This is a genomic window from Flavobacterium pisciphilum, from assembly GCF_020905345.1.
GTDB classification, from domain to species: domain Bacteria; phylum Bacteroidota; class Bacteroidia; order Flavobacteriales; family Flavobacteriaceae; genus Flavobacterium; species Flavobacterium pisciphilum.
In genome coordinates, this window is record NZ_JAJJMO010000001.1 from 3,896,128 (window position 1) to 3,920,530 (window position 24,403).

General features: G+C 32.5%; 20 protein-coding genes. 11 read left to right on the top strand and 9 right to left on the bottom strand.

The window, feature by feature from the left end; genetic code table 11:
• Positions 1–115 precede the first annotated feature (115 nt).
• The 7 genes from topA to LNQ49_RS16660 all read left to right on the top strand — a co-directional run bounded on the left by topA (position 116) and on the right by LNQ49_RS16660 (position 9,963).
• Positions 116–2,635 carry a type I DNA topoisomerase gene (gene topA, locus LNQ49_RS16630; protein WP_229990143.1) on the top strand — a complete coding sequence of 840 codons (2,520 nt, stop codon included), beginning with the start codon at positions 116–118 and terminating at the stop codon, positions 2,633–2,635.
• 3 nt (positions 2,636–2,638) lie between these two features.
• Complete coding sequence (locus LNQ49_RS16635; protein WP_229990144.1) at positions 2,639–3,790, top strand: formimidoylglutamase; 1,152 nt, start codon at positions 2,639–2,641, stop codon at positions 3,788–3,790.
• A 265-nt stretch (positions 3,791–4,055) separates the two neighbouring features.
• A complete protein-coding gene (gene porK, locus LNQ49_RS16640) occupies positions 4,056–5,459 on the top strand; it encodes a T9SS ring complex lipoprotein PorK/GldK (protein ID WP_229990145.1) in 1,404 nt (467 codons plus the stop codon).
• 77 nt (positions 5,460–5,536) lie between these two features.
• Complete coding sequence (gene porL / locus LNQ49_RS16645) at positions 5,537–6,184, top strand: type IX secretion system motor protein PorL/GldL (protein WP_229990146.1); 648 nt, start codon at positions 5,537–5,539, stop codon at positions 6,182–6,184.
• Positions 6,185–6,235: 51 nt separating this feature from the next.
• Positions 6,236–7,774 carry a type IX secretion system motor protein PorM/GldM gene (gene porM / locus LNQ49_RS16650; protein WP_229990147.1) on the top strand — a complete coding sequence of 513 codons (1,539 nt, stop codon included), beginning with the start codon at positions 6,236–6,238 and terminating at the stop codon, positions 7,772–7,774.
• Between the two features lie 50 nt (positions 7,775–7,824).
• A complete protein-coding gene (gene porN / locus LNQ49_RS16655) occupies positions 7,825–8,814 on the top strand; it encodes a type IX secretion system ring subunit PorN/GldN (protein ID WP_229991346.1) in 990 nt (329 codons plus the stop codon).
• 96 nt (positions 8,815–8,910) lie between these two features.
• Positions 8,911–9,963 (top strand): NAD(P)/FAD-dependent oxidoreductase, encoded by a 1,053-nt coding sequence (locus tag LNQ49_RS16660; RefSeq protein WP_229990148.1) that lies wholly within the window; start codon positions 8,911–8,913, stop codon positions 9,961–9,963.
• A gap of 1 nt (position 9,964) precedes the next feature.
• Here the strand turns inward: LNQ49_RS16660 and LNQ49_RS16665 are convergent, their stop codons facing one another.
• Complete coding sequence (locus LNQ49_RS16665) at positions 9,965–10,348, bottom strand: DUF983 domain-containing protein (RefSeq protein WP_229990149.1); 384 nt, start codon at positions 10,346–10,348, stop codon at positions 9,965–9,967.
• Between the two features lie 463 nt (positions 10,349–10,811).
• Between LNQ49_RS16665 and LNQ49_RS16670 the strand changes: the two genes are divergently transcribed.
• Complete coding sequence (locus tag LNQ49_RS16670) at positions 10,812–12,719, top strand: ABC transporter ATP-binding protein (protein ID WP_229990150.1); 1,908 nt, start codon at positions 10,812–10,814, stop codon at positions 12,717–12,719.
• A gap of 496 nt (positions 12,720–13,215) precedes the next feature.
• On the opposite strand, the gene LNQ49_RS16675 is transcribed toward LNQ49_RS16670, so the two are convergent.
• Positions 13,216–14,184 (bottom strand): App1 family protein phosphatidate phosphatase, encoded by a 969-nt coding sequence (locus tag LNQ49_RS16675; protein WP_229990151.1) that lies wholly within the window; start codon positions 14,182–14,184, stop codon positions 13,216–13,218.
• A gap of 61 nt (positions 14,185–14,245) precedes the next feature.
• On the opposite strand from LNQ49_RS16675, the gene LNQ49_RS16680 reads away from it, so the two are divergent.
• Positions 14,246–15,115, top strand: coding sequence for a diacylglycerol/lipid kinase family protein (locus LNQ49_RS16680; protein ID WP_229990152.1), 870 nt, complete (start codon positions 14,246–14,248; stop codon positions 15,113–15,115).
• 37 nt (positions 15,116–15,152) lie between these two features.
• Here the strand turns inward: LNQ49_RS16680 and LNQ49_RS16685 are convergent, their stop codons facing one another.
• Together LNQ49_RS16685 and LNQ49_RS16690 are read right to left on the bottom strand one after the other, a co-directional pair.
• A complete protein-coding gene (locus LNQ49_RS16685; RefSeq protein ID WP_229990153.1) occupies positions 15,153–16,298 on the bottom strand; it encodes a peptidogalycan biosysnthesis protein in 1,146 nt (381 codons plus the stop codon).
• A 139-nt stretch (positions 16,299–16,437) separates the two neighbouring features.
• Complete coding sequence (locus tag LNQ49_RS16690; protein WP_229990154.1) at positions 16,438–16,926, bottom strand: DUF1761 domain-containing protein; 489 nt, start codon at positions 16,924–16,926, stop codon at positions 16,438–16,440.
• A gap of 298 nt (positions 16,927–17,224) precedes the next feature.
• Between LNQ49_RS16690 and LNQ49_RS16695 the strand changes: the two genes are divergently transcribed.
• Positions 17,225–17,530 carry a hypothetical protein gene (locus LNQ49_RS16695; RefSeq protein WP_229990155.1) on the top strand — a complete coding sequence of 102 codons (306 nt, stop codon included), beginning with the start codon at positions 17,225–17,227 and terminating at the stop codon, positions 17,528–17,530.
• Between the two features lie 201 nt (positions 17,531–17,731).
• On the opposite strand, the gene LNQ49_RS16700 is transcribed toward LNQ49_RS16695, so the two are convergent.
• From LNQ49_RS16700 to LNQ49_RS16715, 4 genes are all read right to left on the bottom strand, one after another.
• Positions 17,732–18,145, bottom strand: coding sequence for a hypothetical protein (locus tag LNQ49_RS16700; protein ID WP_229990156.1), 414 nt, complete (start codon positions 18,143–18,145; stop codon positions 17,732–17,734).
• 118 nt (positions 18,146–18,263) lie between these two features.
• Complete coding sequence (locus tag LNQ49_RS16705; protein ID WP_229990157.1) at positions 18,264–19,784, bottom strand: ArnT family glycosyltransferase; 1,521 nt, start codon at positions 19,782–19,784, stop codon at positions 18,264–18,266.
• A 133-nt stretch (positions 19,785–19,917) separates the two neighbouring features.
• Positions 19,918–20,409, bottom strand: a complete 492-nt coding sequence (locus LNQ49_RS16710) for a GNAT family N-acetyltransferase (protein WP_229990158.1) — start codon at positions 20,407–20,409, stop codon at positions 19,918–19,920.
• A gap of 102 nt (positions 20,410–20,511) precedes the next feature.
• The gene (locus tag LNQ49_RS16715; protein ID WP_229990159.1) at positions 20,512–21,228 is read right to left on the bottom strand and encodes a S24 family peptidase; all 717 of its coding nucleotides are present in this window, start codon (positions 21,226–21,228) and stop codon (positions 20,512–20,514) included.
• 252 nt (positions 21,229–21,480) lie between these two features.
• Here LNQ49_RS16715 and LNQ49_RS16720 point away from each other — a divergent pair, with 252 nt between their 5' ends.
• Positions 21,481–23,172, top strand: coding sequence for a hypothetical protein (locus tag LNQ49_RS16720; RefSeq protein WP_229990160.1), 1,692 nt, complete (start codon positions 21,481–21,483; stop codon positions 23,170–23,172).
• Positions 23,173–23,252: 80 nt separating this feature from the next.
• Here LNQ49_RS16720 and LNQ49_RS16725 read toward each other — a convergent pair whose 3' ends face one another.
• The gene (locus tag LNQ49_RS16725) at positions 23,253–24,263 is read right to left on the bottom strand and encodes a hypothetical protein (RefSeq protein WP_229990161.1); all 1,011 of its coding nucleotides are present in this window, start codon (positions 24,261–24,263) and stop codon (positions 23,253–23,255) included.
• Positions 24,264–24,403 lie beyond the last annotated feature (140 nt).

The following is a 24,403-nucleotide window of genomic DNA, read 5'->3' on the forward strand; positions in this document are numbered from 1 at the left end:
TACAGTATGTTTTATTTGTGTTTGCATACTTATTAATAGTATAAAATATTTTTAAAATTTACTAAAGCTCAATATTTAAAAAAAATAGATACTTTTGTTCCAGAAAAATAGAGTAATGGCAAAGAATTTAGTAATAGTTGAGTCACCTGCAAAGGCAAAAACGATAGAGAAATTTTTAGGAAGTGATTTTCAAGTAGAGTCAAGTTATGGGCATATTGCCGACTTGCCTTCGAAAGAAATTGGTGTAGATGTAGAGAATGGTTTTAAACCTAAATATGAAGTTTCTCCAGATAAAAAAGCTTTGGTTAGTAAGCTAAAAACATTATCTAAGAATGCCGAAATGGTTTGGTTAGCAAGTGATGAGGATCGCGAGGGGGAGGCTATTTCATGGCATCTTGCGGAGGAGTTGAAATTGGATACAAAAAAAACCAAACGAATTGTTTTTCATGAAATTACAAAATCGGCTATCCTAAAAGCAATCGATAATCCAAGAGAGATAGATTATAATTTGGTTAATGCACAACAAGCACGTCGTGTATTAGATAGATTAGTAGGATACGAGTTGTCTCCTGTTTTATGGAGAAAGATTAAAGGAGGTTTGTCAGCAGGACGTGTACAGTCAGTTTCAGTACGTTTAATTGTTGAAAGAGAGCGCGAAATTCAGAATTTTAAAGCTGTAGCATCTTATTCTGTTGTAGCTGAGTTTACTAATGAAACTGGGAAAACGTTCAAGGCTAAATTGCCTAAAAATTTTAATACAAAAAAAGAAGCCGAAGATTTTTTAAATAAAAATATAGGTTCTTCATATAAGGTTTCAGACTTAGAAACGAAACCTACAAAAAAATCACCAACAGCACCATTTACAACTTCTACCTTACAACAAGAGGCAGCAAGAAAATTGTATTTGCCAGTTGGAATCACAATGCAGTTAGCACAACGTCTGTACGAAGCGGGACTTATTACTTATATGAGAACCGATAGTGTTAATCTTTCTAAAGATGCAATGGATGCTGCTCAAGCTGAAATTATTAAATCTTACGGAAAAGAATTCTCTAAGCCGAGAACATTTACAAACAAAAGTAAAGGAGCGCAAGAAGCACACGAGGCAATTCGTCCTACGGATATGTCACGCCATACAGTAAATATTGACAGAGATCAAGCGCGTTTGTATGATTTGATTTGGAAAAGAACATTGGCTTCACAAATGAGTGATGCACAATTAGAAAGAACCAATGTAAAAATCGAAGCTGATAATCATAGCGAAATATTTACAGCATCTGGAGAAGTTTTGCTTTTTGAAGGATTCTTAAAAGTGTATCTTGAAGGTCATGATGATGATGAGGAAGAGCAAGAAGGAATGTTGCCAGCTATGAAGGTGAATGAGAAATTAGTAAATAACTACATCACAGCAACTGAAAGATATTCAAGACCACCAGCACGTTATACAGAGGCTTCTCTGGTAAAGAAATTAGAGGAATTAGGTATTGGTCGTCCTTCTACTTATGCACCAACTATTTCTACTATTATTAATAGAAATTATGTTGAAAAAGGAAATCTTGACGGACAAGAACGTAATTATACACAGCTTACTTTACAATCTAATAAGGTAGGAGAGAAGTTGCTTAAAGAAAATACGGGTTCAGATAAAGGGAAGCTAGTGCCAACTGATATCGGAACTATTGTTACAGATTTCTTGGTTAAGAACTTTGGGTCAATATTGGATTACAATTTTACAGCAAAAGTAGAGCAGGATTTTGATGAAATTGCTGAAGGGAATATCGATTGGGCACAAATGATGCAGGAGTTTTATGATAAGTTCCATCCAAATGTAAAAGATGTAGAAGCTAATGCAGAGAGAGAGAGCGGAGAAAGAATATTAGGTAAAGACCCAGTTTCAGGAAGACCAGTTTCAGTTCGTTTAGGGAAATTTGGTCCAATGGCACAAATTGGAGAGCCGGATGATGAAGATAAGAAATTTGCTAGTTTAATGGCAGATCAAAATATTGGAAATATAACTTTGGAAGAAGCTTTGAACTTGTTTTTATTGCCTAAAAACTTAGGAGAATATAAAGGAGAAGAAGTAGAGGTGAATAATGGGCGTTACGGACCTTATGTTCGTCACGGAAGTGTGTTTATCTCATTGCCAAAAGGAGAAGACCCGCTTGATGTAACCATTACAAGAGCACAAGAGTTAATAGATGAGAAAGCGCTTGCTGATGCACCTATTGCAGTATATAAAGGAGAAGGTGTACAAAAAGGAGTAGGTCGTTTTGGTCCATTCATTAAATGGAATGGGTTGTTTATTAATGTGAGCAAAAAATATGATTTTGATAATTTATCACAATCAGATATAGAAGCTTTGATTGAAGATAAGCTTCAAAAAAATATTGATAAAGTGCTTCATAACTGGGAGGAAGAAGGAATCTTGGTTGAGAAAGCACGTTGGGGACGTTCGGTTATTACAAAAGGTAAGATTAAAATTGAACTAAGTAAAGATGTTGATGCTACAAAATTAACATTGGCAGAAGTTCAAGAAATGATAGCTAAGAAGACCCCAGTAAAAAAGACAGCTGCTAAAAAAGCACCAGCTACCAAAAAAGCTGTAGCGAAAAAAACAGTAGCAAAAAAGAAATAAAAAATGGAATTTGATTTTCTACAACCAGTTGCCGAAGAAATTCTAAGCTACATTGGTACATTATCATCTCAAGAATTGGGGAGTAAAATAGTTTTACATACCAAAGATCAATTCCCGGATATAAGTAAAGTTAATATTGCTATAATCGGAGTTTTGGATAATCGAGGAGATACATCAGCAATTAATGATGTAAATCTGAATCCATTTCGTAAAAAGTTATATGGCATGTTTCCTGGAAATTGGGAGATGTCTATTGCTGATTTAGGAGATATTGTACCTGGAGATTCGGTAGATGATACTTATTATCTTCTAAAAAAAATAACTGCAGCTTTAATAAAAAATAGAGTAGTACCTATAGTTATAGGTGGTTCTCAAGATTTGACCTATGCATTATATCGCGCTTACGATGATTTAGAGCAGATGGTTAATTTAGTTGCAGTTGATAATAAATTTGATTTTGGAAAAGAAAGTGAAGATTCTTCAGCAACTTCATATTTAACTAAGATCATAGTAGATGAGCCTAATAATTTGTTTAATTACTGTAATATAGGATATCAGACTTATTATAACTCACAAGAAGAAATAGATTTAATAGAAAAGCTGTTTTTTGATGCTTATCGATTAGGTGAAATTTCAAATAAAATAGCACTAGCAGAGCCCGTTTTTAGAGATGCTGATTTAGTTAGTTTTGATTTGAATTCAATTAAATCTGCCGATTCAGGAAATACTATTGCTTTTGAGCCTAATGGATTTGATGGTAAAGAGATTTGTTCGTTGGCGAGATATGCAGGGATTAGTGATAAAGTGTCTGCTTTTGGATTATTTAATCATAATAATACATCACAAGAAGCTCCAATTATAGCTCAAATAGTTTGGTATTTTATCGAGGGGTATCATTACCGTTCGAATGAGTATCCTTATGGTAGTCGAAAAAACTATTTAAAATATATAGTTCCATTAGAAGAGGAAGAATTGGTTTTTTATAAAAGCGATAAAACGGATCGTTGGTGGATAGAGATACCTTTTATTACAGATGGGAATAATAAATTGAAGAGAAATACGTTGTTATCTTGTTCTTATGACGAATATTTGGTAGCCTGTAATCAGGAATTACCTGAAAGATGGTGGAAAGCACAGCGAAAAAATACTGTGTAACCGTTTTCGTAATAAGATGCTATTAATTGAAGGGTTTTTTAAAGGCTTGATTTTGTTTTCATTAGTAGGGTTAGACTTATAAATATTAAAATTTAACGTTTTACGGCGATATTTTGTGGTAGTTTATCGACTAAATATTTTTTTTTTATTTTTTTTAACTTTATTTTTGAACCGTGAAATAAATTACACAAGAAGCTATTGTTTTTTAAGAAAATAATAAATAGGTTTACGGACTTATAATAATGAATAGATAATCCAAATATATATGAAGAAGTTTATTGCATTTGCGGCATTTTTAACACTAATGATTAGTTGTGGTAGGTCAAGTGACAAAGGAGAATTGGTAGGTGTTAAAGGCGGGAAATGGTATCCAGAAAAACCTTATGGAATGACTTTAGTTCCAGGAGGGTCTTTTATCATGGGTAAGTCAGATGATGACTTGGCACAAGTAGAGGATGCACCAACTAAAACAGTTACAGTTCGTTCTTTTTATATGGATGAAACAGAGATAACAAATAGTGAATACCGTCAATTTGTTGAATGGGTAAAAGATTCTACAATGAGAGTTCGTTTGGCTATTATGGCAGACGAAATGGGACAAAAACCAGGTGGCGGAACAGATGCTAAAGGTAAAAAAGGTGGAAGCATAGGAGATTATGCTTTTAACGATTCAGATCCTGAAAAAATGACTGCTTACGATAAGTATATGTACGATAACTATTATAGTATAGGTACGGCAGATGATCCTTATGCTGGAAGAAAATTAAACAGAAAAGTAAAATTAGCAAAAGGTACACAAGCATACCCAGATGAGTACTATGCTGAGGTAATGGATTCAATGTATATTCCAGTTGAAGAGTCATACAATGGTTTAAGAACTATTGATGTTAATAAATTGAAATTTAGATATTCTTGGATGGATATCCAGGCTGCAGCTAAAGCTAAAGTTGGAAAAAGAAAAGATTTTGTTAAGACAGAAGAGGTTAAAGTTTACCCAGATACAACTGTTTGGATTAAAGATTTTACATACTCATATAATGAGCCAATGCATAATGACTATTTCTGGCATAAGGCATATGGAGATTATCCAGTTGTTGGAGTAAAATGGACTCAGGCAAAAGCATTTTGTGCTTGGAGAACTTTGAATAAAAACACATACATAAAAGCAAAAAAGAAAGGACATGATTTAGTGAACTCTTTCAGATTGCCTACAGAGGCAGAATGGGAGTATGCTGCTAGAGGAGGTCTAGAGTCAGGAACTTACCCTTGGGGAGGACCTTACATCAGAAACGATAGAGGTTGTTTTATGGCTAACTTCAAACCAAATAGAGGAGATTATGCTGCTGATAATGCTTTATACACTGTAGAGGCAAAATCGTATGATCCAAATGGTTATAATTTATATAACATGGCAGGTAACGTAGCAGAGTGGACAGATTCTTCATACAGTCCAAATGCTTACGAATATGTTTCTACAATGAACCCTAATGTACAAGATGGTTCAAACAAACGTAAAGTAGTACGTGGAGGTTCGTGGAAAGATGTTGCTTATTTCTTACAAGTAAGTACTAGAGATTTTGAATATGCGGATTCTGCAAGAAGTTTTATTGGATTTAGAACTGTTCAAGATTATATGGGAACGCAAGCTACCGGAAATAAAAAGAAATAATTAAATTATTAAGAGAAAGAAAATTAAATTCAATAACCAAATCCTTATTTTAAAACCTAAAACAAACAAACAGAATTATGGCATTATTAAGTAAAAAAGCGATGAACTTCGCTTACGGTATGGGAGCAGCAGTAGTAATTATTGGAGCTTTATTCAAAATTACTCACTTTGAAATTGGACCGTTAACAGGAACCTTGATGCTTTCAATCGGATTAGTAACAGAGGCGTTAATCTTTGCTTTATCTGCTTTCGAACCAGTTGATGAAGAATTAGATTGGACATTAGTTTACCCAGAATTGGCTAATGGACAAGCAAAAGCAAAAGTTGCAAAAGCTGAGACTCCTTCAGATGCACAAGGATTGCTTTCTCAAAAATTAGACGTTATGCTTAAAGAAGCTAAAATTGACGGAGAGTTAATGTCAAGCTTAGGTAACAGTATCAAAAACTTTGAATCTGCTGCTAAAGGTATTGCTCCAACTGTTGATTCAATCGCTTCTACTAAAAAATACAGCGAAGAATTATCTACTGCAGCTGCACAAATGGAATCATTAAATAGTTTATATAAAGTACAATTAGAAAGTGCTTCTAGAAATGCAGAAGCAAACAAAGAAATCGCTGAAAATGCAAGTAAATTAAAAGAGCAAATGCAATCAATGACTGCAAATATTGCTTCTTTAAACAATGTATATGGTGGTATGCTTTCGGCTATGAATAATAAAGGATAATTAGTTAAAGACAATTATTATTAATAAAAAACTACTAATTATTTAGAAAATATGGCAGGAGGAAAATTAACCCCTAGACAGAAGATGATTAACCTGATGTATCTGGTTTTTATCGCAATGTTAGCAATGAATATGTCAAAAGAAGTTTTGTCGGCTTTTGGCTTAATGAATGAAAAATTTGAAAGCGCAAATGAGGCTTCAAATATGACAAATGCACAATTGCTTTCATCATTAGATCAGAAAGCTGCTGAAGCTAAAGGAGAATTTGAAACAGCTGCTCAAACAGCGCACAAAGTTGAAGCTATCTCAAAAGAATTTTACGATTACGTTGGTGGATTAAAAGGTGACGTAGTAAAAGGATTCGAAGCTGATAAAGAAACTGGAAAATTACCATATGAAAATATGGATAAAGGTGATAATATCGACAATTGGTTTACTGGAGAAGGGTATACTGCAAAAGGAAACGAAATTGTTGCAAGAATCAACAAATATAAAGCTGATATGAAAGCTGTATTGACTGATAAAAAATACAGTGCAATCGTAGCTGAAATTGATAATAAATTTGATACTTCTGACGTTAAGAACAAAGAAGGTTTAAAAGACAAATTTTTAGCTTACCACTTTAAAGGCTTTCCAGCAGTTGCTTCAGTTGCAAAATTGTCAGCTTGGCAAAGTGATGTTAAAAAAGCAGAATCAGATGTATATAGTTCAGCTTTAGGAAAAGCGGCAGTAGCTGCAGCTTCTTATAGCAATTATAAAGCAATTGTAGTTCTTGATAAAAATGCATATTTCCAAGGAGAAACTGTTACTGGTAAAGTAGTTTTAGGTCGTTATGACGAAAACACAAAACCAACTTCATTCTCAGGACCTGGTAAAATTGTTAACGGACAAGCTGTTATTTCGATGACTGCTGGTGGAATTGGAGAACAAAGTATTAACGGACAATTTACATTCTTAGAAGATGGGAAAACTATTCCACTTAAATTTGAAGGTAAATATGTTGTAGTACCTAAGCCAAATTCAGCTACTATTTCTGCAGACAAAATGAATGTAGTTTATAGAGGTGTTGTTAACCCAATCTCAATCTCATTTGCTGGTGTTGCAGATAACAAAGTGGTAGCAACTGCTCCAGGATTATCATCTGCTGGTAAACCAGGAAAATATAATATGAGCCCAGGTACAGGTACAGAAACTACAATTTCTGTTACAGGTAAATTGGAAAATGGATCTACAGTTTCTGACAAGAAAACTTTCAGAATTAAAGGTATTCCTGGACCAACTGGTACTGTTAGAGGTGAAATGGGTGTTGTAAAAGGACCTAAATCAAACTTAGAAGTAGCTACAATTGGTGCTAAATTAGTTGATTTTGATTTCGAAGTAGGATTAGATGTTGTTGGATTTAATTTAAAAGTTACTGGACAACCTACAGTTGTAGTTTCAGGTAATAGATTAAACGCACAATGTAAATCTGTACTTTCAAAAGCAGGTAGAGGAGATCAAGTTACTATTTCTGAGATTAAAACTAAACTTGTTGGAGCAGGAAGTTATTTATTGCCAAGAACAGCTCCAGTAATTTTTGAAATACAATAATAAGTAGTTCTATAAAGTAAACTACTTCAATATCTTATACTGATACCATGATGAATGTAAGAAATTTTTTAATAGCTATTATCTCTGTTGCAGGGACTTATACAACGTATGCACAGTCAAATTTGCTTAATGCAAAAACACCTGCAGAAATTGGATTAAAAACGCCTGCACAACTTATTTCGGATAATGACAAACCATTAGCTTATGGTTATGTACACGATAGAGATGTTTTGATGGGGAAAACTGTTTGGGAAATCATTGATTTGAATGAAAAAATCAACTTCTCAATGTATTTTCCAATTGATACAGCTAATATCGGTTCAGACAGACGTTCTATGTACGATGTCTTGACAAAAGCAATTAAGAATGGTAAAATTACTGAAGTTTACACTGATAGTTATTTCAATACCAAAAAGTCTATGAAAGATATTCAGGCTTCTTTATCTCGTGTCGATACAACAGATGCTGGTAGAGAGCAATTGAATCAAGATCCGGGTGCGTATGTTACACAAACGATCCAGAAAAAGAAGACAACAGGTAAAGGAAAAAATAAAGTAACTACAAGTGAAACAGTAACTGTTCCTGCATCTAAAACAATATCTTCAGAGTATATCTTGAAAACTGATTTAACAGCTCAAGATGTTACTGAATATAAAATTAAAGGGTATTGGTATTTTGACAAACGTCAAAGTGAATTGAAGTATCGTCTATTAGGAATTTGTCCTGTTACTCCAGATGTTTATACTATTAATAGTGAGGAGAAAGATTATATAGAGTTGTTCTGGGTATTCTTCCCAGATGCTAGAGGTGTTTTACATGAAGCGAAAGCGTTTAATGACAAAAACTCTGCAATGCCAATTTCTTTTGATCAAATCTTAAACTCTAGACGTTTTAACAGTACAATCTATAAAGAAGAAAACGTTTATGGAGATAGAGCCATAGAAGAATACATGAAGGATAACGCTCAGAATCAATTATTAGAATCTGAGAGAGTGAAAGAGAAAATTAGAAATTTCGAATCAGATATGTGGAATTACTAAAAATTAATTTCCTTCTTTAATATAAACTCTTACCATTCGTGGTAAGAGTTTTTTTTTATTTAAGTTTGATGGCTGTAACAGTTTAATATATTTTTCATGATTGACTATTTAATTATTGGCTCAGGTTTGGCAGGGATTTCTTTTTCAGAGAAAGCATTGTCGCACAATAAATCTATTTTGGTAGTAGATGATAAATCACAAAACTCATCAAAAATTGCAGGAGGATTGTATAATCCAGTAATTTTAAAAAGATTTAGTGAAGTGTGGCAAGCACAACCACAACTTGTTTTAATGGATTCGTTTTATGCAGATATAGAAAGAAAACTTGCTACAAAATTCAACTACCAACTTCCAATCATAAGAAAGTTTTTCTCAATAGAAGAGCAGAATAATTGGTTTAGTGCTTCAGACAAAAAAAACTTAGCGCCTTTTTTATCTACTAAATTAATTACCAAAAAATACAATAGTATAGATTCTCCATACGATTATGGCGAAGTTTTACATACAGGTTATGTAGACACTGCCTTGTTGTTAGAAAAGTATAGAGAATATTTAATAGCCGAAAATTTACTATTGCAAGACACATTTGATTATAGTCAAATTGAGTTTTTGGATTCAGGAATCCAGTATAAAAACATTCAGGCGCGTCATATAATTTTTGCTGAAGGATTCGGGTTGCATAAGAACCCATTCTTTAATGATTTACCTTTGGATGGTACAAAAGGGGAGTTGTTTATTATAAAAGCAGTAGGTTTAAATTTAGATGTAATTGTGAATACAAGTGTATTTATCTTGCCCTTAGGAAATGACTTGTTTAAGGTAGGAGCAACATACAATTGGAAAGATAAAACCGACTTGCCTACCGAAGAGGCTAAACAAGAACTTCTAGAGCGCATTCGCGAAATTATCACATGCGAATTTGAAATCGTTGAGCACTTTGCTGGAATTCGCCCTACAGTAAAAGACAGAAGACCATTGGTAGGAGCGCATAATACACATAAATCACTTCATATTCTAAATGGATTAGGTACACGTGGAGTTATGCTTGGACCAGCAATGGCAAAAGCCTTATTTGAAAATATTGAAAATGAAATCCCTTTGGATAATGAAATAAATATCCAACGCTTTTATAAAAAGAACAAGAAGTAATTTATTTTATATTGGTAGTAGGGTCATAAGAAACAAACATATTGATGTATATATTTCTTGACCATCTTAATACAAAAGGGAATAACAAAACAAGAGTTACTACAATTGCTATAAACGAAGCTTCGATACTAGAATCTAATAAAACATAAGATATTACAAAGGCTGCAATTCCTAAAGCAACGTTTAAGCCATAGCTTACATACATTGCTCCATAGAAAAAAGAAGGCTCAATTTGATATACAAATCCGCAATGGCTACAAGATTCATTCATTTTCAAAACCTTAGTTAAATGTAGCGGATTCTTGTCTTCGTACATACTTTCGTTTTGACATTTAGGACAAGTTCCTTTTAAAATACTATTTAGTTTAGATCCTTTTTTGAACATTTTGAGTAGGTTTTTTTGTAATAAATAAAAAATGAGCTACATAAATTCAGAAGAGAATAATATAGACCATTTTAAATAAAAAATGTGAAATAAAACCAAAGATAATGATTGATTGTCACATTAACAATTTTGAATTCTTAATAACCTGAAAACGCATAAATAAAGGCTTCTAAGTATGTCGTAAACAGGGTTTTTAACTTTATAGTATAATACATTCCTTTTCACTACCTTTGCATTTTTAAAATTATAAGTAAATAGCAATGTAAATTGCTATATATTTTAGAAAATAAAGAATCAAAAATGCTGATTACAGGTTGATTAAATAAAATTAAAGTTTTAGTAAGCTTAAATAAACGTTTAGTTACTCAGTAAGAAGTATTTTAATGTCTACAAAAAGTTAGCTCTTCATTAATTTGAAGGTGTTAATTTACACAATCAATTAGTTATAAAATAACAATAATAAATGCTTAATATACATAATTTATCTGTTTCGTTTGGGGGTTCTTATTTGTTTGAGGAAGTTACTTTTCGTTTAGGTGCAGGAGATCGAGTAGGTCTTGTAGGGAAAAATGGTGCTGGAAAATCAACAATGCTAAAAATTCTTGCAGGAGATTTTAAACCAGATTCAGGACAAATTGCAACAGAGAAAGAAGTAAGAATGGGTTTCCTACGTCAGGATATCGATTTTGAACAAGGAAGAACAGTACTCGAAGAGGCGTACGAAGCTTTTACAGATATAAAAGTTGTAGAGAAAAAATTAGAGCAAATCAATCATCAATTGGTAACTAGAACCGATTATGAAAGTGAAGAGTACAGCCAGATTATCGAAGACTTATCTGATTATACCCACCGTTTTGAATTATTAGGAGGATATAATTATGTTGGAGATACAGAGAAAATTCTTTTAGGTTTAGGTTTTAAAAGAGAAGTGTTCAATAACCAAACCGAAACTTTTTCGGGAGGATGGAGAATGCGTATTGAGTTGGCGAAATTATTATTACAGTCTAATGATATTTTGTTACTGGATGAGCCTACGAATCACTTGGATATCGAGAGTATCATTTGGTTAGAAAGTTTCTTGCGTAATTATCCTGGTGTTGTGGTAATTGTATCACACGATAAAATGTTCTTGGATAATGTAACCAATAGGACAATCGAAATTTCATTGGGTAAGGCGTATGATTTTAATAAGCCGTATTCAGAATATTTAGAGTTACGTCATGAAATTCGTGAAAAACAATTGGCTACACAAAAAAACCAAGCCAAGAAAATTGAAGAAACAGAGAAGTTAATCGAGAAATTCCGTGCTAAAGCTTCAAAAGCATCAATGGCACAATCGCTTATCAAGAAATTAGATAAAGTAGAGCGTATCGAGGTAGACGAAGATGATAATTCAGTGATGAATATTTCATTCCCAGTTTCAAAAGAACCAGGGAGAGTAGTTGTCGAAGCTGATAATGTTACCAAAGCTTACGGAGATAAAGTAATACTTAAAGATATAAATCTGTTGGTAGAACGTGGAAGCAAAATTGCTTTCGTGGGACAGAACGGACAAGGTAAATCAACTTTTATAAAAGCAATCGTTGATGAATTTGAATATCAAGGAAGCATAAAATTAGGGCACAACGTTCAGTTGGGTTATTTTGCTCAAAATCAAGCTGAATACCTAGATGGAGAAATCACATTGTTACAAACAATGGAAGATGCTGCAATGGACACCAACCGATCAAAAGTTCGTGATATGTTGGGTTCGTTTTTGTTTCGTGGAGATGATGTAGAAAAAAAGGTAAAAGTTCTTTCGGGAGGTGAAAGAAACCGTTTGGCATTATGTAAGTTGTTGTTACAACCTATAAATGTTTTGCTAATGGATGAGCCTACGAATCACTTGGACATAAAATCTAAGAATGTACTGAAAGCTGCGCTTCAAAAATTCGGAGGAACATTATTGTTAGTTTCTCACGATAGAGATTTCCTTCAAGGAATGTCTAATTTGGTGTATGAATTCAAGGATCAAAAGATAAAAGAATATTTAGGAGACATCAATTATTTCTTAGAGCAACGTAATTTGGAAAACATGCGTGAAGTTGAGAAAAAAGATGCTACAAAAGCAGGAGCTCCTAAAGAAAGTAATAAAGCTTCATACGAAGATCAAAAGAAAAATAAAGCGTTGCAGAATCGCTTGAGTAAAGTTGAAAGTCAAATCAAACAACTAGAAAAAGACATTCAGCACGACGATAAAATGTTAGCATCAAATTATGATAAGCATATCGAAGATGCTTCATTCTTTATGGCATACAATAAAAAGAAAGCCGAATTAGATAAATTACTTTCAGAATGGGAAGTAGTTCAAGAAGAAATAGATAATCTATAAGCAATGATTTAGTAGTTAGGAGCTATTCCAGCTTTCGCTACAAGTCCTCACAAAAAAACTGCATTTCTAATGTTATAAAAAGAGCTTCTAAAGTCGCTTTTTTAAAACAGGAAATGCAGTTTTTTTTGCTCCAGGCTTTACGCTATAATCTGGGCTAGGGGTCTTGTGTTGAGAATTTAGTTTACAGTATTCAGTCGCAGTATACAGTTTTCAGTCGCAGTTTCCAGTTACAATAAACTTGTGTTCCTTGCGTATCCCGATAGCTATCGGGACTGTGCTCTTTGCGGTTAGTTTTCAGTTTACAGTCACAGTATTCAGTCGCAGTTTTTAGTTTCAGCTTACTGCTGCAGTATCAGTTTCACTTGTGTCCCTTGCGTAGTTCTTTGTGCTCTTTGCGGTTAGTACTCAGTCGCAGTTTTCAGTTTACAGTTGTAGTATTCAGTTTTCATTTTGCAGTCTACATCTCACATTTCTACATTTCACACTCTCCTACATCTCAGGCAATAATTCCAATCTTTTTAGAATGCTCAATTGCTTCGCTACTATGCTTGAAATAGCAAACAGAGACTTCAAGATTTTCTAAGTTTTTCAGAATAGTTTCGGTTGCTTCTTTTTTATGTTTACCGGTTTGTCTTATATAAACAGCTTTTACTGTTACAGGGAATATTTTGCAAATTCGTTCGTATAATATTGGATCATGTTGAGAATCATCACCTAATAATACATATTTAAGGTTTGGGTAAAACTCCAAGACATGTTTGATTTTATCAAACTTATGATCGTGATTTCCTCTGCCGCTCATAAAAAAGTCGGACATTCCAGTTTTAATGTCCTTTAGCAATATTACAGCTCTTGGTAAGTCGTGAATTTTTGTGAACTGAATAATAAAACGATACAAATTCCATTCGCTACTTGAGATATAGAAAAAAGCATTTTTTTCGTTTTTATTGTTTCTCCCAGCAGAACTTAGTGCTTGATAATGCGGAACAACATCATCGAATATTTTTCGGTCATTTACATTTCTAAAAAGCAGTATGTATAATTTTCTGAAGAAATTTTTTGTATGTGAGATTAGAAAAGTATCATCAATATCAGATATAATTCCTAAATTTCCTTCATGAGGTCTGATGAAAGAGGCAGAAGATGTTATGGTTTCCTTTTTATGGGTGATGCTAACCTCATAGTCCATCCATCCAAAACCAGTTTCTTCTTTTAAAGGAATACAGAATTTAAAAAAGCCATCATTGAGAGTTTTAGTATGAATCTGTCGATCACCATGTTTTAGATAAACATCATAATTAGGAATTGTTTTTATCTGGAAAAGTTTGAGTACAGAAGTAGCATTTTTGAAATTTTTCTTTTGAAAATCATAATCATTAGCCGTTGATGGTTTAAAAACATGTCCCATGACAATTAGTTCCTGATCATTGGCATATCCGCGATATAATTTTAAAATAGGTTTCATTAATTGCTTACTTTTGGAATAACTAGTATAATTACTTTTAAATAAATATAAAGATAAAATTTTGAAGCGAAATATCATATTTGTTGTAAACCCTATTTCAGGTGATTTGGATAAGTCAGAACTTATCGCAACCGTAAAATCCTATGCGGTAACTTGTCATATTAATTTGAGTGTATATGAAACTACTGGAAAGGATGATATTGCTAAAATAATAGCACTGTATAATGAGTACTTGCCTTCTAGAATTGTTGTTGCTGGTGGAGATGGAACTGTAAAGATGGTAGCTGAAGCAATGGAGAAGTATGATGTAGTTGTTGGGATATTACCAGCAGGATCAGCTAATGGTTTATCGGTGGATTTAAATTTGCCAAAAACACTAGAAGAAAATTTAAGTATTGCTTTTCATAATAATTATACCGAGATGGATATGATTTCTATTAACGGCAAGAAGAGTATTCATCTGAGCGATATTGGTCTCAATGCTGATTTAATTAAGAACTATGAAGAAAGTAATATAAGAGGATTTTGGGGTTATGCATCACAGGCTTACACGACCATAAAAGAGTCAGGAGATCCTTTTATCGTATCTATTTCAGCCAACAATCAAACAGTAGCGCATGAAGCAAGAATGGTGGTGATTGCCAATTCTCAAAAATATGGAACAGGCGTTGTAATCAATCCTAAAGGCAATGTTAATGATGGTAAGTTTGAATTGGTGGTTTTAAAAAGCTTAGATTTAATAATCCTAGGAAAAATTATTACAGGAAACATGCCTATCGATTCAGAAGACATTGTTATTATTTCGACAGATAGAGCTGTGATGAGAACGAATCATCCAGTTAGTTTTCAAATCGATGGAGAGTATTGTGGAGCTCAAACAGAATTAGACATCCATATTTTGCACAAGCAAATGAAAATTGCAATTCCTTAAAAATCTCAAACAGAGTTCGGGACTTGATTAAATAGGATTATTTAAATGGATTTCGTTCTTGCCAGTCGGTTTTGGGTTCTAGATAATTAAATAGTTTGGCAATATTATGATTGATTAAGGAGTTGCTATGTGTGATAAGCCCATACATTTTAACAGGTTTTGCACCCACAGAACTTTTTATTTCTAGAGCCGTTCGTGCAAAAATAATCTCTTTAAAACCTTTGTTAATAGAAAATGCTATCATGTCGTAAAGCATGTTTAAATACAGCATTTTTTCACGCTGAATGCTTTCGTCATACCCTAAGAAATAAGTATCCATTGCGGTACCATTCATGATTAAAGTATTGAAACCAATTAAATTCCCGTCAATAAAATAACCATAAAAAAGAAACTTTTCTTTTAATGTTTCTTTAAAAACGCTAAAATGATTTTTTGCCAAGAAAAAAGTGTTGAATGGGGCATTTTTGGCAACATGATAATACAAATCATAAATAGTATCTTCAAAAGCAATGATATCATTTAGATCCATTTTCTTTTTCTCTATTCCCAAAGCTTTTTTACGAGTGCGTTTGTATTGGTCGCGGTATTTTTTTGATAAAGCATCGATATAATCGGCTTCGGTTTTCCAGTTTTCATTGATTTTAAAAACCATGTTTGGCTGAATAGAAAATGTATATCCTTTCTTAAATTCGGCAGCAAGCATATGAATTTCCTTAGCAGAAAAATCTTTGATAGTTGTAATGTGAATTTTTTTGCCTTTAGATTTAAAATCCTTCTTTAATGCATTTATAGCTTTGTGCAATAGTTTAATTGCTTTTGGCAGGGAGATTTTTTCAGAAAATGAAAATGCATTTTGTCCAGTGAGCATATTGTTACCCACAAATAAAACATGAGAAGCAAATTTTTTGAAGGCAAAATTGCGAACTGAAGTTTTTACACATTGATCTCGTTCTCCAAATGATTCAAGTTTATTAGAATCTAAAAATTGTGTAAGGGTAATGCCTACTAATTCAGAATCTTTAAAAAAACCAATATAATGACACAGCATATTGGTTGGTGCTGATTTCTCTAATACTTCTAGATATTCTTTGGATAAAAAAATATTATGGCTAGCCAAATCATTCCATGATTTAGGAAGTGATGCAGTATTGTTGTAAATCTGGAAGGAATAAGATGTATTCAAGGTAGGAGTACTATATATTATTCAAATTTACTTAATAATAACAGAATATTATAATTTATGGCTTATTTAGCTAGAGTATACTTAAAGAAGAAATCCGTTTGATTTTTTAATTTTTCAAACGGATTTTTATGCTTTGATTTTATGCCCATGCACAAATAATTCCACCCATTATGGTTAGGGTAAGAATCCAATATCCTGCATGTATGAAAATATATTTCCAAGATTTTCTTTCGAATAAACCATTAATTGCTAGTATTGGGAAAACAAAAAAGACTCCTGTTAAGAATCCATGAAGTGAACCGTGTTTAAAGGTGCGATACGCAGTTCCATAATCAGCCATGAAAGCAGCAAAAGATGGTTTTGCACTTTCTACCATTGGAGGACCTCCAACCATTCCTAATGCTCCCGTTTGATGAATTGTTAATGCCGAAACAATTATAGTTATCATTAAAGAAAAGATATAAGTTAATCCAAAAATTTTAAGCATATTTCCTTTCTTGAGGTCATCTTCGGTTATTTTGGCCTCTCGCATCCAGATTGTTCCAAAGACTTTAGGGTTGTACCAGATAAAACCAGTAATAAGAGTTGTTAAGGCTGAAGCCAAAAATGCTATGAAATTCATTTCCATAAGATTAGGGTTTAAGATTAGTTATTCAAATTTAATAAAATATTAAATACCAATTACATTGATTAAAATTATACTTAATTGCTAAATTTTTATCGTTTATTTAATAGTTATGTTGAGATATTGATAATCAGGTGTTGAAAGTGCTTTGAATAAAAAAATACAGAATGTGCTGTATTTATGTTTTTAAAATTTCAGAATTAATTATGAATGGAAATGATTTTTATTAGTAAATTTATATTTCAGAAAAGGCTTGGAAAACCTTATAGATGAAATTATACTTAATTTAAATTGATAAACTATGAGAGTACAATATCAGGGAGAGCATAACGGAAAACGCACTACATTCGAAATAAGAATAATAGGTAATAACCTTTCAAAATCTAGTTCTAATTATCAAATCGATTTATTGGTAGGAGATAATAAATTGCCTATGACTTCATCAATGATACATCAGAGCTTATCAAATTGTTTGAAAGATATTTACTTATTCAGAAAGGCAAATAACATTAAGTTAGATGCGACTTCAGAGAAGGTATTACCAAACGTAGTACCATATGATTTGGTATTGTATAACTATAATAAGAATATGTTGTTTATGGCTTAGAGGAGGTTCTGAGTCGCAAAGGTTTTGAGGCTCTGGGTTATAAAGGTACAAAGTTGCAGAGGCCCAAAGTCACAAAGGTTTAGTTACTTTGTCTTTCGACATAGGAGGAATCTCCATAAGTTGCTCAATATAGTTTGGAGAGTTACTTGTGGAGATTTTTTATCTTTAAACTAAACCAATACAAATCAAGAACTCAGGCACTCAGACACTCAGAATCTTAGCCACTTTCTCTTCAATAAATACCAAACAGACGATAACAATTATTTCAAGGATAAAATATATTAATCCCAATAGTGTTAGGGTTTGAAAGTTGTAGAATATAAGACCAGTTGTAAGGCAACAATACAGAATATTGGCTACTATAATTACTTTAAGAAAGTTATTCTGTTTATTAGAAACAAAGCAATAACAGCTTAAAGAATATATAGCGAAAACGAATGCTAGAGCAGATAAAAAATAAAGTGTTTTTTGAGGCATTCCAACAATAGATTCAAATCTTGCAAGGACAAACCCCAATAAGAAAGCAGTTAAAAAAGCACCAATACTATCCAAAAGAAAGATATTCTTTGGACTAGAAGTTAGTTTAGATAGTATTAATTGGATGCTATTAATCATTTGTTTTAGTTTTTAAATCATATTCTTACTACCGTTCACAATGATAATCATTGTGTTTTTATATACTCAAACTTAACCTTTGCACCTTTGAGCCTTTGCAACTCAGATACTCAGAACCTCAAAACCTTTTAGAATCCTTAATCTCTTTACTAATTCTTTTATTGATATCAATTTTTGCATCAGTAAAAACAAAAATAGTTGTTCTGTATTCTCTTGCATTTTTATTAGTGATGGAATCGGCTACTGCATAGGAGTTAAAATAGGGACTAGTTTCTGCAATTTCATCATCGTTTTCATGGTACTCTTTTATACGGATTAAGTTGGTGTATTGGACATCAAGATTAAACCAATTTACATAATCGGCATTAAACGAAACAGCTCTAATTCCTTTCTGAGTGTAATAATTAATAGCTCCAGCCTGGCCGTAATTATCACAAAGAACCAAGGTTTTTTCAGGATTGGCAATAGTTGCATAAACCGAATCGGTTTTACGGGCGAGCTCTTTCCAAGCCAGCATATCGGCATAATCTTGTGGTAAATTATGATCTTTGCCATCTTCCCATTTGAGCATTCCTAGTTTTTTATAGTTCTCGGGGTGTTTTATTATATATTCAGGGCTTTTATTTGGGAATGATAAATTGTACATAGGAATGAAAAACAATAGTGGAATGGCGACAAATACGGGTTGCAGATAACGTTTCCAACCAGTTTTTAAAATTTCAGAAAGGTAAACAGCCCCAAAAGCTATATAAATAGGATATAAACCGATGGCGTAATACGCTTTGGCTTTAAAGTATAAGAATACAATAAGGGTGAAAATTAGTGAAGTAAAAAAGAATCTATATTTTTCATAAGGTTTGTAAAACAATAAGGCATACAAGGCTGAAAGTAGCACAAAGAACGAACCTATAAAATAAAGTAATTGCTTTTTTAAAAAGTCAAAACGATCCATGTTGACTAATTGAGTTTCTGCCAATTCTTTCATATGGTGAACAACTGGAAAGTGGTTGCTGTATTGCCATAAGATATTGGGTAAAATAAGAATCATTCCTAAAAGCAAGGCAACATAGAGTTTTTTATTAGTGAATAGTTGCCTTTGTTTGGTTAATAAAATAGCAGGAATTAGACCTATGAGTAGGAATAGGATATTGTATTTGTTGAGAAAACCCAAGGCAAATACGATTGCTCCTATATAAAGCCATTTTGATTTTTCGGTAGTGACGTATTGAATTATGATGTAATAAAAAGCGGTCCAACATAATACATCTAATGAGTTGGGTTGATAAAGGATGTTTATTCGTAGCAATGATGAAAAAAGAAGACACGTTGTGCCTAGAATTAAAGCATATAAATTTCCATTGAGTTTTTCAATAGTCTTCCAAACGATTATGAGTGTCAAAACACCAAAGAGAGCAGGGAAGAACTTAATCCAGAAAACAGAATTTCCAAGTAGCAGTATGATATAAGAAATCCAAGATGTTACTGGAGGGACTGATAAATAGCCCCAAGCTAAGTGACGTGCTTGATCGAGATGAAGGTATTCGTCACGTTGCAAATCATATTCGGAACTTATTAGCGTATACTGTAAAGCAAATTTAACAATGATAAATCCGAATAAGATTATGGTTTTCTTAGTCATGGGCTTTGGTCTAAAAGGCTAAAATAGATAGAGTTAATTCTTTAGCTAATATATAATTTATTTTGAATTTAGCTTTAAATGAGGATCGTATGAAATAATAAAAGCTTCAGGTTTCTCCGAAGCTTTTATTGTTTTATTTTAATTCGTATTCAATGTAATCATTATCTAAATCGGCAGTTTTAATAAAGTTAAGCCTTTCGAGAAGTTTAATTGCATTATTGTTTTCTTGAGATGTTTCAGCCCAAATGCGGTTTAGCCCTATATGATTGTTTCCAAATTTTATGGCTAAAGACATTGCTGATGTCATAAAGCCTTGTCCACGATATTTAGGTAATAAAACACAACCAAGTTCACCAGCACCTACATCGAGACCACGATAATAGCCACAAGTTCCAACAATTTTATTTGTAGTGTTTTCTGCAATACCCCAATGAATAGAGTTACCATCAGTATAGTCTTTGTTAATTTTAGCTTGCATTTCTGTAGCTTGTTCCAGTGTTGTAGCCTGTACAGCATCATAATATGAAATTTCGATGATGTCAATAATATCAGAGGGAAGAATTTGTCGCAATGAGATTTTATCACCAGTAATATTTGGAAAACTAGTGTAGGGAGGTAGTTTCATTCTTTTGGTTTTAATAGTATCTAGCTAAGATATAATTTATTTTAGTAAAGTTACTATAACGTAAAAAGGCAAACTCTCAAAAATACTTTTTGAAACAGAAGTTTAATAGGTGGCGTTTATTCTGATAGTTGCTTTAACTAAGGCCAATCCTTTTATATTTTTAAAAAGAATTTCTTTAGGTTGGTGTTGGGGATTTTCGCTTACTAATTTTATCCAATCATCACCTTTATCAGATTTCTGTACCCATTTAATCATGATGAATTCTTCAAGATCATCAGTCACCAGTGCAACCAAATACATTTCGCCCCAAAAGATATTTTCAGTAGTGTTATTTACTTTTTTGTAGATAATAACATCACCACTCTTTATGATAGGATACATGCTATCACCATTTACATGAATTGCACCATCGCATTTAGGTAAATTAGGTATCGATATGAAATCTATTGGAGTTTGATCGGTATCATTAAATAAAGAGGCAATTCCAGTAGGAGTTTGTATATCGTATAAAGGAACTTGTTGTTTTAGAGATGCTTTATCTATTTCAGCATTGTAAGCTGAATTTGGTTCCTGAATCAAACCGTTTTCTACATCAGATTTATTTTCAAGATCAATTGGGTTTAAAAGCATATTCCCTTTTCCAGTTAAAAGCCAGATCATACTAATTTCAGGATAGGCATTGAGTATATGCTCTATTTTTGAGGCGCCAATATCCTTAACCTTATCTAAAAACCCATTAGATAGACCCGTTTCGATATAGAACTTCCTCTTGTTAATTCCTTTGTATTCAATAATTTGTAGTATTCTGTTTACTATCATTTTATTTTTTTATAGATTATTTACTCAATTTATTGCAATATGTAGGATATACTCTATATATTTGTGATATTATAAGAAAAGTATTAAGTAAAAGACAAACGTACAAAAAAAAGAACAAATATGCCTATGAGCCCCATAGTAGATTAATGGTTTAGTTAAAAATGGGTTGATAAACGTATTAAGATTATTAGTGTTTAGAAATTATATATAGTCATTAAATGGGGAGTTGTTTTAATATGAAAAAATAAATTTATGGATTATCCGATCAAAATAGCAAAAAGTAATCCCAATCATGAAAGATTAGAAAAAGCAATTGCAGACTTACTTCAGTTTATTGAAGCGGGAGCAATTTATGTATCGCATAATAGCAATAATGGTATTGTTATCATAACATTTATCTTGAAAGAAAATTGCAATCAGGATGGAGATGCATTGGGTGAAACAACACTTAAGCTTGCAAAATTATATCCCGATTTTGTTTTTAAATTCATCAATTCTAAATGGGCCGATTATGGATTTAGAAAAGGGAAATTGTACTTTATAAAACACTGTAGCTATACAGAATTAGTTTATTTTGAGTCAGAATCAAAAGTGTATTATCCAAGCATAGATACTTCAAAAAAGTTATCTAAAAAAGCAAAAAGGCGCTTTGATATAGATATTGAATCAGCAGTGGTTATTTTTCGGAATGTATCTATCTACAGAAGAAGTAATAAAAGTATCGATACTGCCTTTGCAATGCACCAAACGTTGCGTTATATCTACATCTGTGCTTCGGAGTTTCTGATGCCAGAATTTATTAGTTCTACTTGTTTGTTAGTACACTATGATTATATAATTGCTTTTGCACCCACATTCAAAACCATACTCGATAAAGAGATTCAAGAAGACAAAGAGATTCTTATTATGCTTAATGATGCCTATAATAGTATACAGCAAAATCATGATATGGCAGCCATAGATTTTGTATTGATAGATAAGGCAAAGGCTAAAATAGAATTAATGCAAAGGGAAATTAATAGGCTCTTTCACGAACATATAAAGTCATGTAAACAAAAAGTAAGAAAGCTAAACAATCAAACTTACTTAGGAAAATCAATTTTTAATGATAGGATGCAGTCTAACTACATTATGGACGAGGCATTCTCAAAGATAAGTGCAGTAATTACAGAATCCTTTCAGAAAACAAGGAGTATATATTGTTTTGGATATAATACAATTCATGAGAGCAATACCTTAAAAAATACAAATTATAGCAAACAACTTCCCAATTATCATTTTTATTTGTTTGTACTTAATTTGGAACATATCGATAAGGCGGTAGTATTAATGGAAGCACTGATACAGGAAAAATTTGGAGGTAAATACAAAGTGACAATTCTTAATCACAGTATTAATTATTTGCACAAGAAAAATCATAATCAGAAATATTTTTTTAATGCAATTATATCAAATGGTCTTTTGATATATAATAATCCTTTATTTCTTGTTTATTCTAAAACTTTTGGTTTAGAAAGAGAGACGCTTTTTGTGAAGAAATTTTATGATGACAAAATGCAACTGGCGCAGCAATTCTTTAGTCTTGGACAAGATTGTTGCAATGACGATTTGGTTTTAATGAAAAATGAACTTTTGCATAAGGCGTTAAAACAAATTGCAATTGGACATATACATTTATTCTTAGGGTATTATACAGGTAGATTTTCAGTGAATTGTTTGTTCTCTTTATTGAAATATATTCAAGAGATAGAGCTTCCTTTTGATTTTGCTGAAGATGAAGAGAGTTTAATATATCAATTGTTATCTGTAAATTCTGAGAGATTACAACATAAAGATACTATAGCGTATAGTAGTTTTCTTGAAGAGAGATGTGTTGATTTTTTTGTGAAAGCACAGCTAATAGCTGATAAGGAGTTTAAAAGATTGGAGAATGAGAGTAAATAATGTTTTTAAAACGTTGTATTTATTTGCTTCTCATAATGAATGCTTGATGACAGAATAGCTTCATTTTTAGGTTTTAATTTTTATTGTTTAATTAGATCAGTTTTGCGGTTTGGTCGCTCCATTTTCAATCGTATAGGTTGTGGTACAAAACAAACGAGAAGATGAGCACGCTTCCATCGATGGCATTTTTGGAAAAAGAACATTGCCACAAATAAAAAGACTGCTGTTCCGATAGCCACTTGAAAAGGATAGGATAATACATTTTCTTGAGGGATAATCATTGGGACAAGCGCAATAGCACAGGCAGGGGCAAAAGGTTTTCCGATGATTTCAAAAAAGAGGAAAAGACACGAAAATAGTAGTAATACTGTATATACTAAAGGCAAACCAAATATTGTATGTAGGTAATATTGAAAGAGTGCACCTAAAAAAGCTGCAATTACCATTATTGAATAAACTTGAATTGGACGGTTGCGAAAGCCCGCAGTAGAGGAGCTAAATTCTATAAACATTACCACCAGCGGAGGCACTATATAATACACTCTTCCAGTAGATACGGGAACTACAGCAATGACTAATAACCAGAAAAATAATTTAATCCAGTGTTTCGGATTATGGACATAACGCTTTTTTATATGTAAAGGGGTGACTTGGCGTAATTTGTTTTTTTCTAGAAACCACTGTCCAGTAACAACCAAAATGCTCATGATAAAAACGGAAGTAGGATAAACCAACGAATGGGTTCCCATTAGCACAGGAAGCATCGCTGCTGATGTTATCGGAATTAGTGAGGTACGTGTTATAATGAGACAAAGTGTAGTGAAGACAAATGAAATTGCAATATTGACCAGCAATGGAAACGGAGAATAACGAACAAGGAGAATTCCAAAAACAGCACAAATAGTCATCAGTACAATTAACATAGGTCTGCTTACAGTCCATATTTTTTTATCTATAACCCATAAGCCAAGCACTAACGCAGCCATTTCGGGAAAGAGAATTTCTTTTTCTCCTAGCCATTCCGAAACTCCAATCATTGAGCCAATCATAACTAGAGCAAATAAGTATCGGATTAATTTATTTCTGTTCATGGAAGTTGGTAATATAAGAAGCTGCGTTGATTCCATGCAAAATTAAGCAGCCTATTTTATGAATACAATGGACAAATAGGGATATTACCTAGACAAATCTGCAGGGGGAGTTATTTGTTTTTGTGTTTTATCAAAATTAT

What these genes read in the sequence shown, in the direction of transcription:
- topA (WP_229990143.1), top strand. Translation starts at nt 116, where the DNA reads ATGGCAAAGAATTTAGTAATAGTTGAGTCACCTGCAAAGGCAAAAACG.
- LNQ49_RS16635 (WP_229990144.1), top strand. Translation starts at nt 2,639, where the DNA reads ATGGAATTTGATTTTCTACAACCAGTTGCCGAAGAAATTCTAAGCTAC.
- porK (WP_229990145.1), top strand. Translation starts at nt 4,056, where the DNA reads ATGAAGAAGTTTATTGCATTTGCGGCATTTTTAACACTAATGATTAGT.
- porL (WP_229990146.1), top strand. Translation starts at nt 5,537, where the DNA reads ATGGCATTATTAAGTAAAAAAGCGATGAACTTCGCTTACGGTATGGGA.
- porM (WP_229990147.1), top strand. Translation starts at nt 6,236, where the DNA reads ATGGCAGGAGGAAAATTAACCCCTAGACAGAAGATGATTAACCTGATG.
- porN (WP_229991346.1), top strand. Translation starts at nt 7,825, where the DNA reads ATGAATGTAAGAAATTTTTTAATAGCTATTATCTCTGTTGCAGGGACT.
- LNQ49_RS16660 (WP_229990148.1), top strand. Translation starts at nt 8,911, where the DNA reads ATGATTGACTATTTAATTATTGGCTCAGGTTTGGCAGGGATTTCTTTT.
- LNQ49_RS16665 (WP_229990149.1), bottom strand. Translation starts at nt 10,348, where the DNA reads ATGTTCAAAAAAGGATCTAAACTAAATAGTATTTTAAAAGGAACTTGT.
- LNQ49_RS16670 (WP_229990150.1), top strand. Translation starts at nt 10,812, where the DNA reads ATGCTTAATATACATAATTTATCTGTTTCGTTTGGGGGTTCTTATTTG.
- LNQ49_RS16675 (WP_229990151.1), bottom strand. Translation starts at nt 14,184, where the DNA reads ATGAAACCTATTTTAAAATTATATCGCGGATATGCCAATGATCAGGAA.
- LNQ49_RS16690 (WP_229990154.1), bottom strand. Translation starts at nt 16,926, where the DNA reads ATGGAAATGAATTTCATAGCATTTTTGGCTTCAGCCTTAACAACTCTT.
- LNQ49_RS16695 (WP_229990155.1), top strand. Translation starts at nt 17,225, where the DNA reads ATGAGAGTACAATATCAGGGAGAGCATAACGGAAAACGCACTACATTC.
- LNQ49_RS16700 (WP_229990156.1), bottom strand. Translation starts at nt 18,145, where the DNA reads ATGATTAATAGCATCCAATTAATACTATCTAAACTAACTTCTAGTCCA.
- LNQ49_RS16705 (WP_229990157.1), bottom strand. Translation starts at nt 19,784, where the DNA reads ATGACTAAGAAAACCATAATCTTATTCGGATTTATCATTGTTAAATTT.
- LNQ49_RS16710 (WP_229990158.1), bottom strand. Translation starts at nt 20,409, where the DNA reads ATGAAACTACCTCCCTACACTAGTTTTCCAAATATTACTGGTGATAAA.
- LNQ49_RS16715 (WP_229990159.1), bottom strand. Translation starts at nt 21,228, where the DNA reads ATGATAGTAAACAGAATACTACAAATTATTGAATACAAAGGAATTAAC.
- LNQ49_RS16720 (WP_229990160.1), top strand. Translation starts at nt 21,481, where the DNA reads ATGGATTATCCGATCAAAATAGCAAAAAGTAATCCCAATCATGAAAGA.
- LNQ49_RS16725 (WP_229990161.1), bottom strand. Translation starts at nt 24,263, where the DNA reads ATGAACAGAAATAAATTAATCCGATACTTATTTGCTCTAGTTATGATT.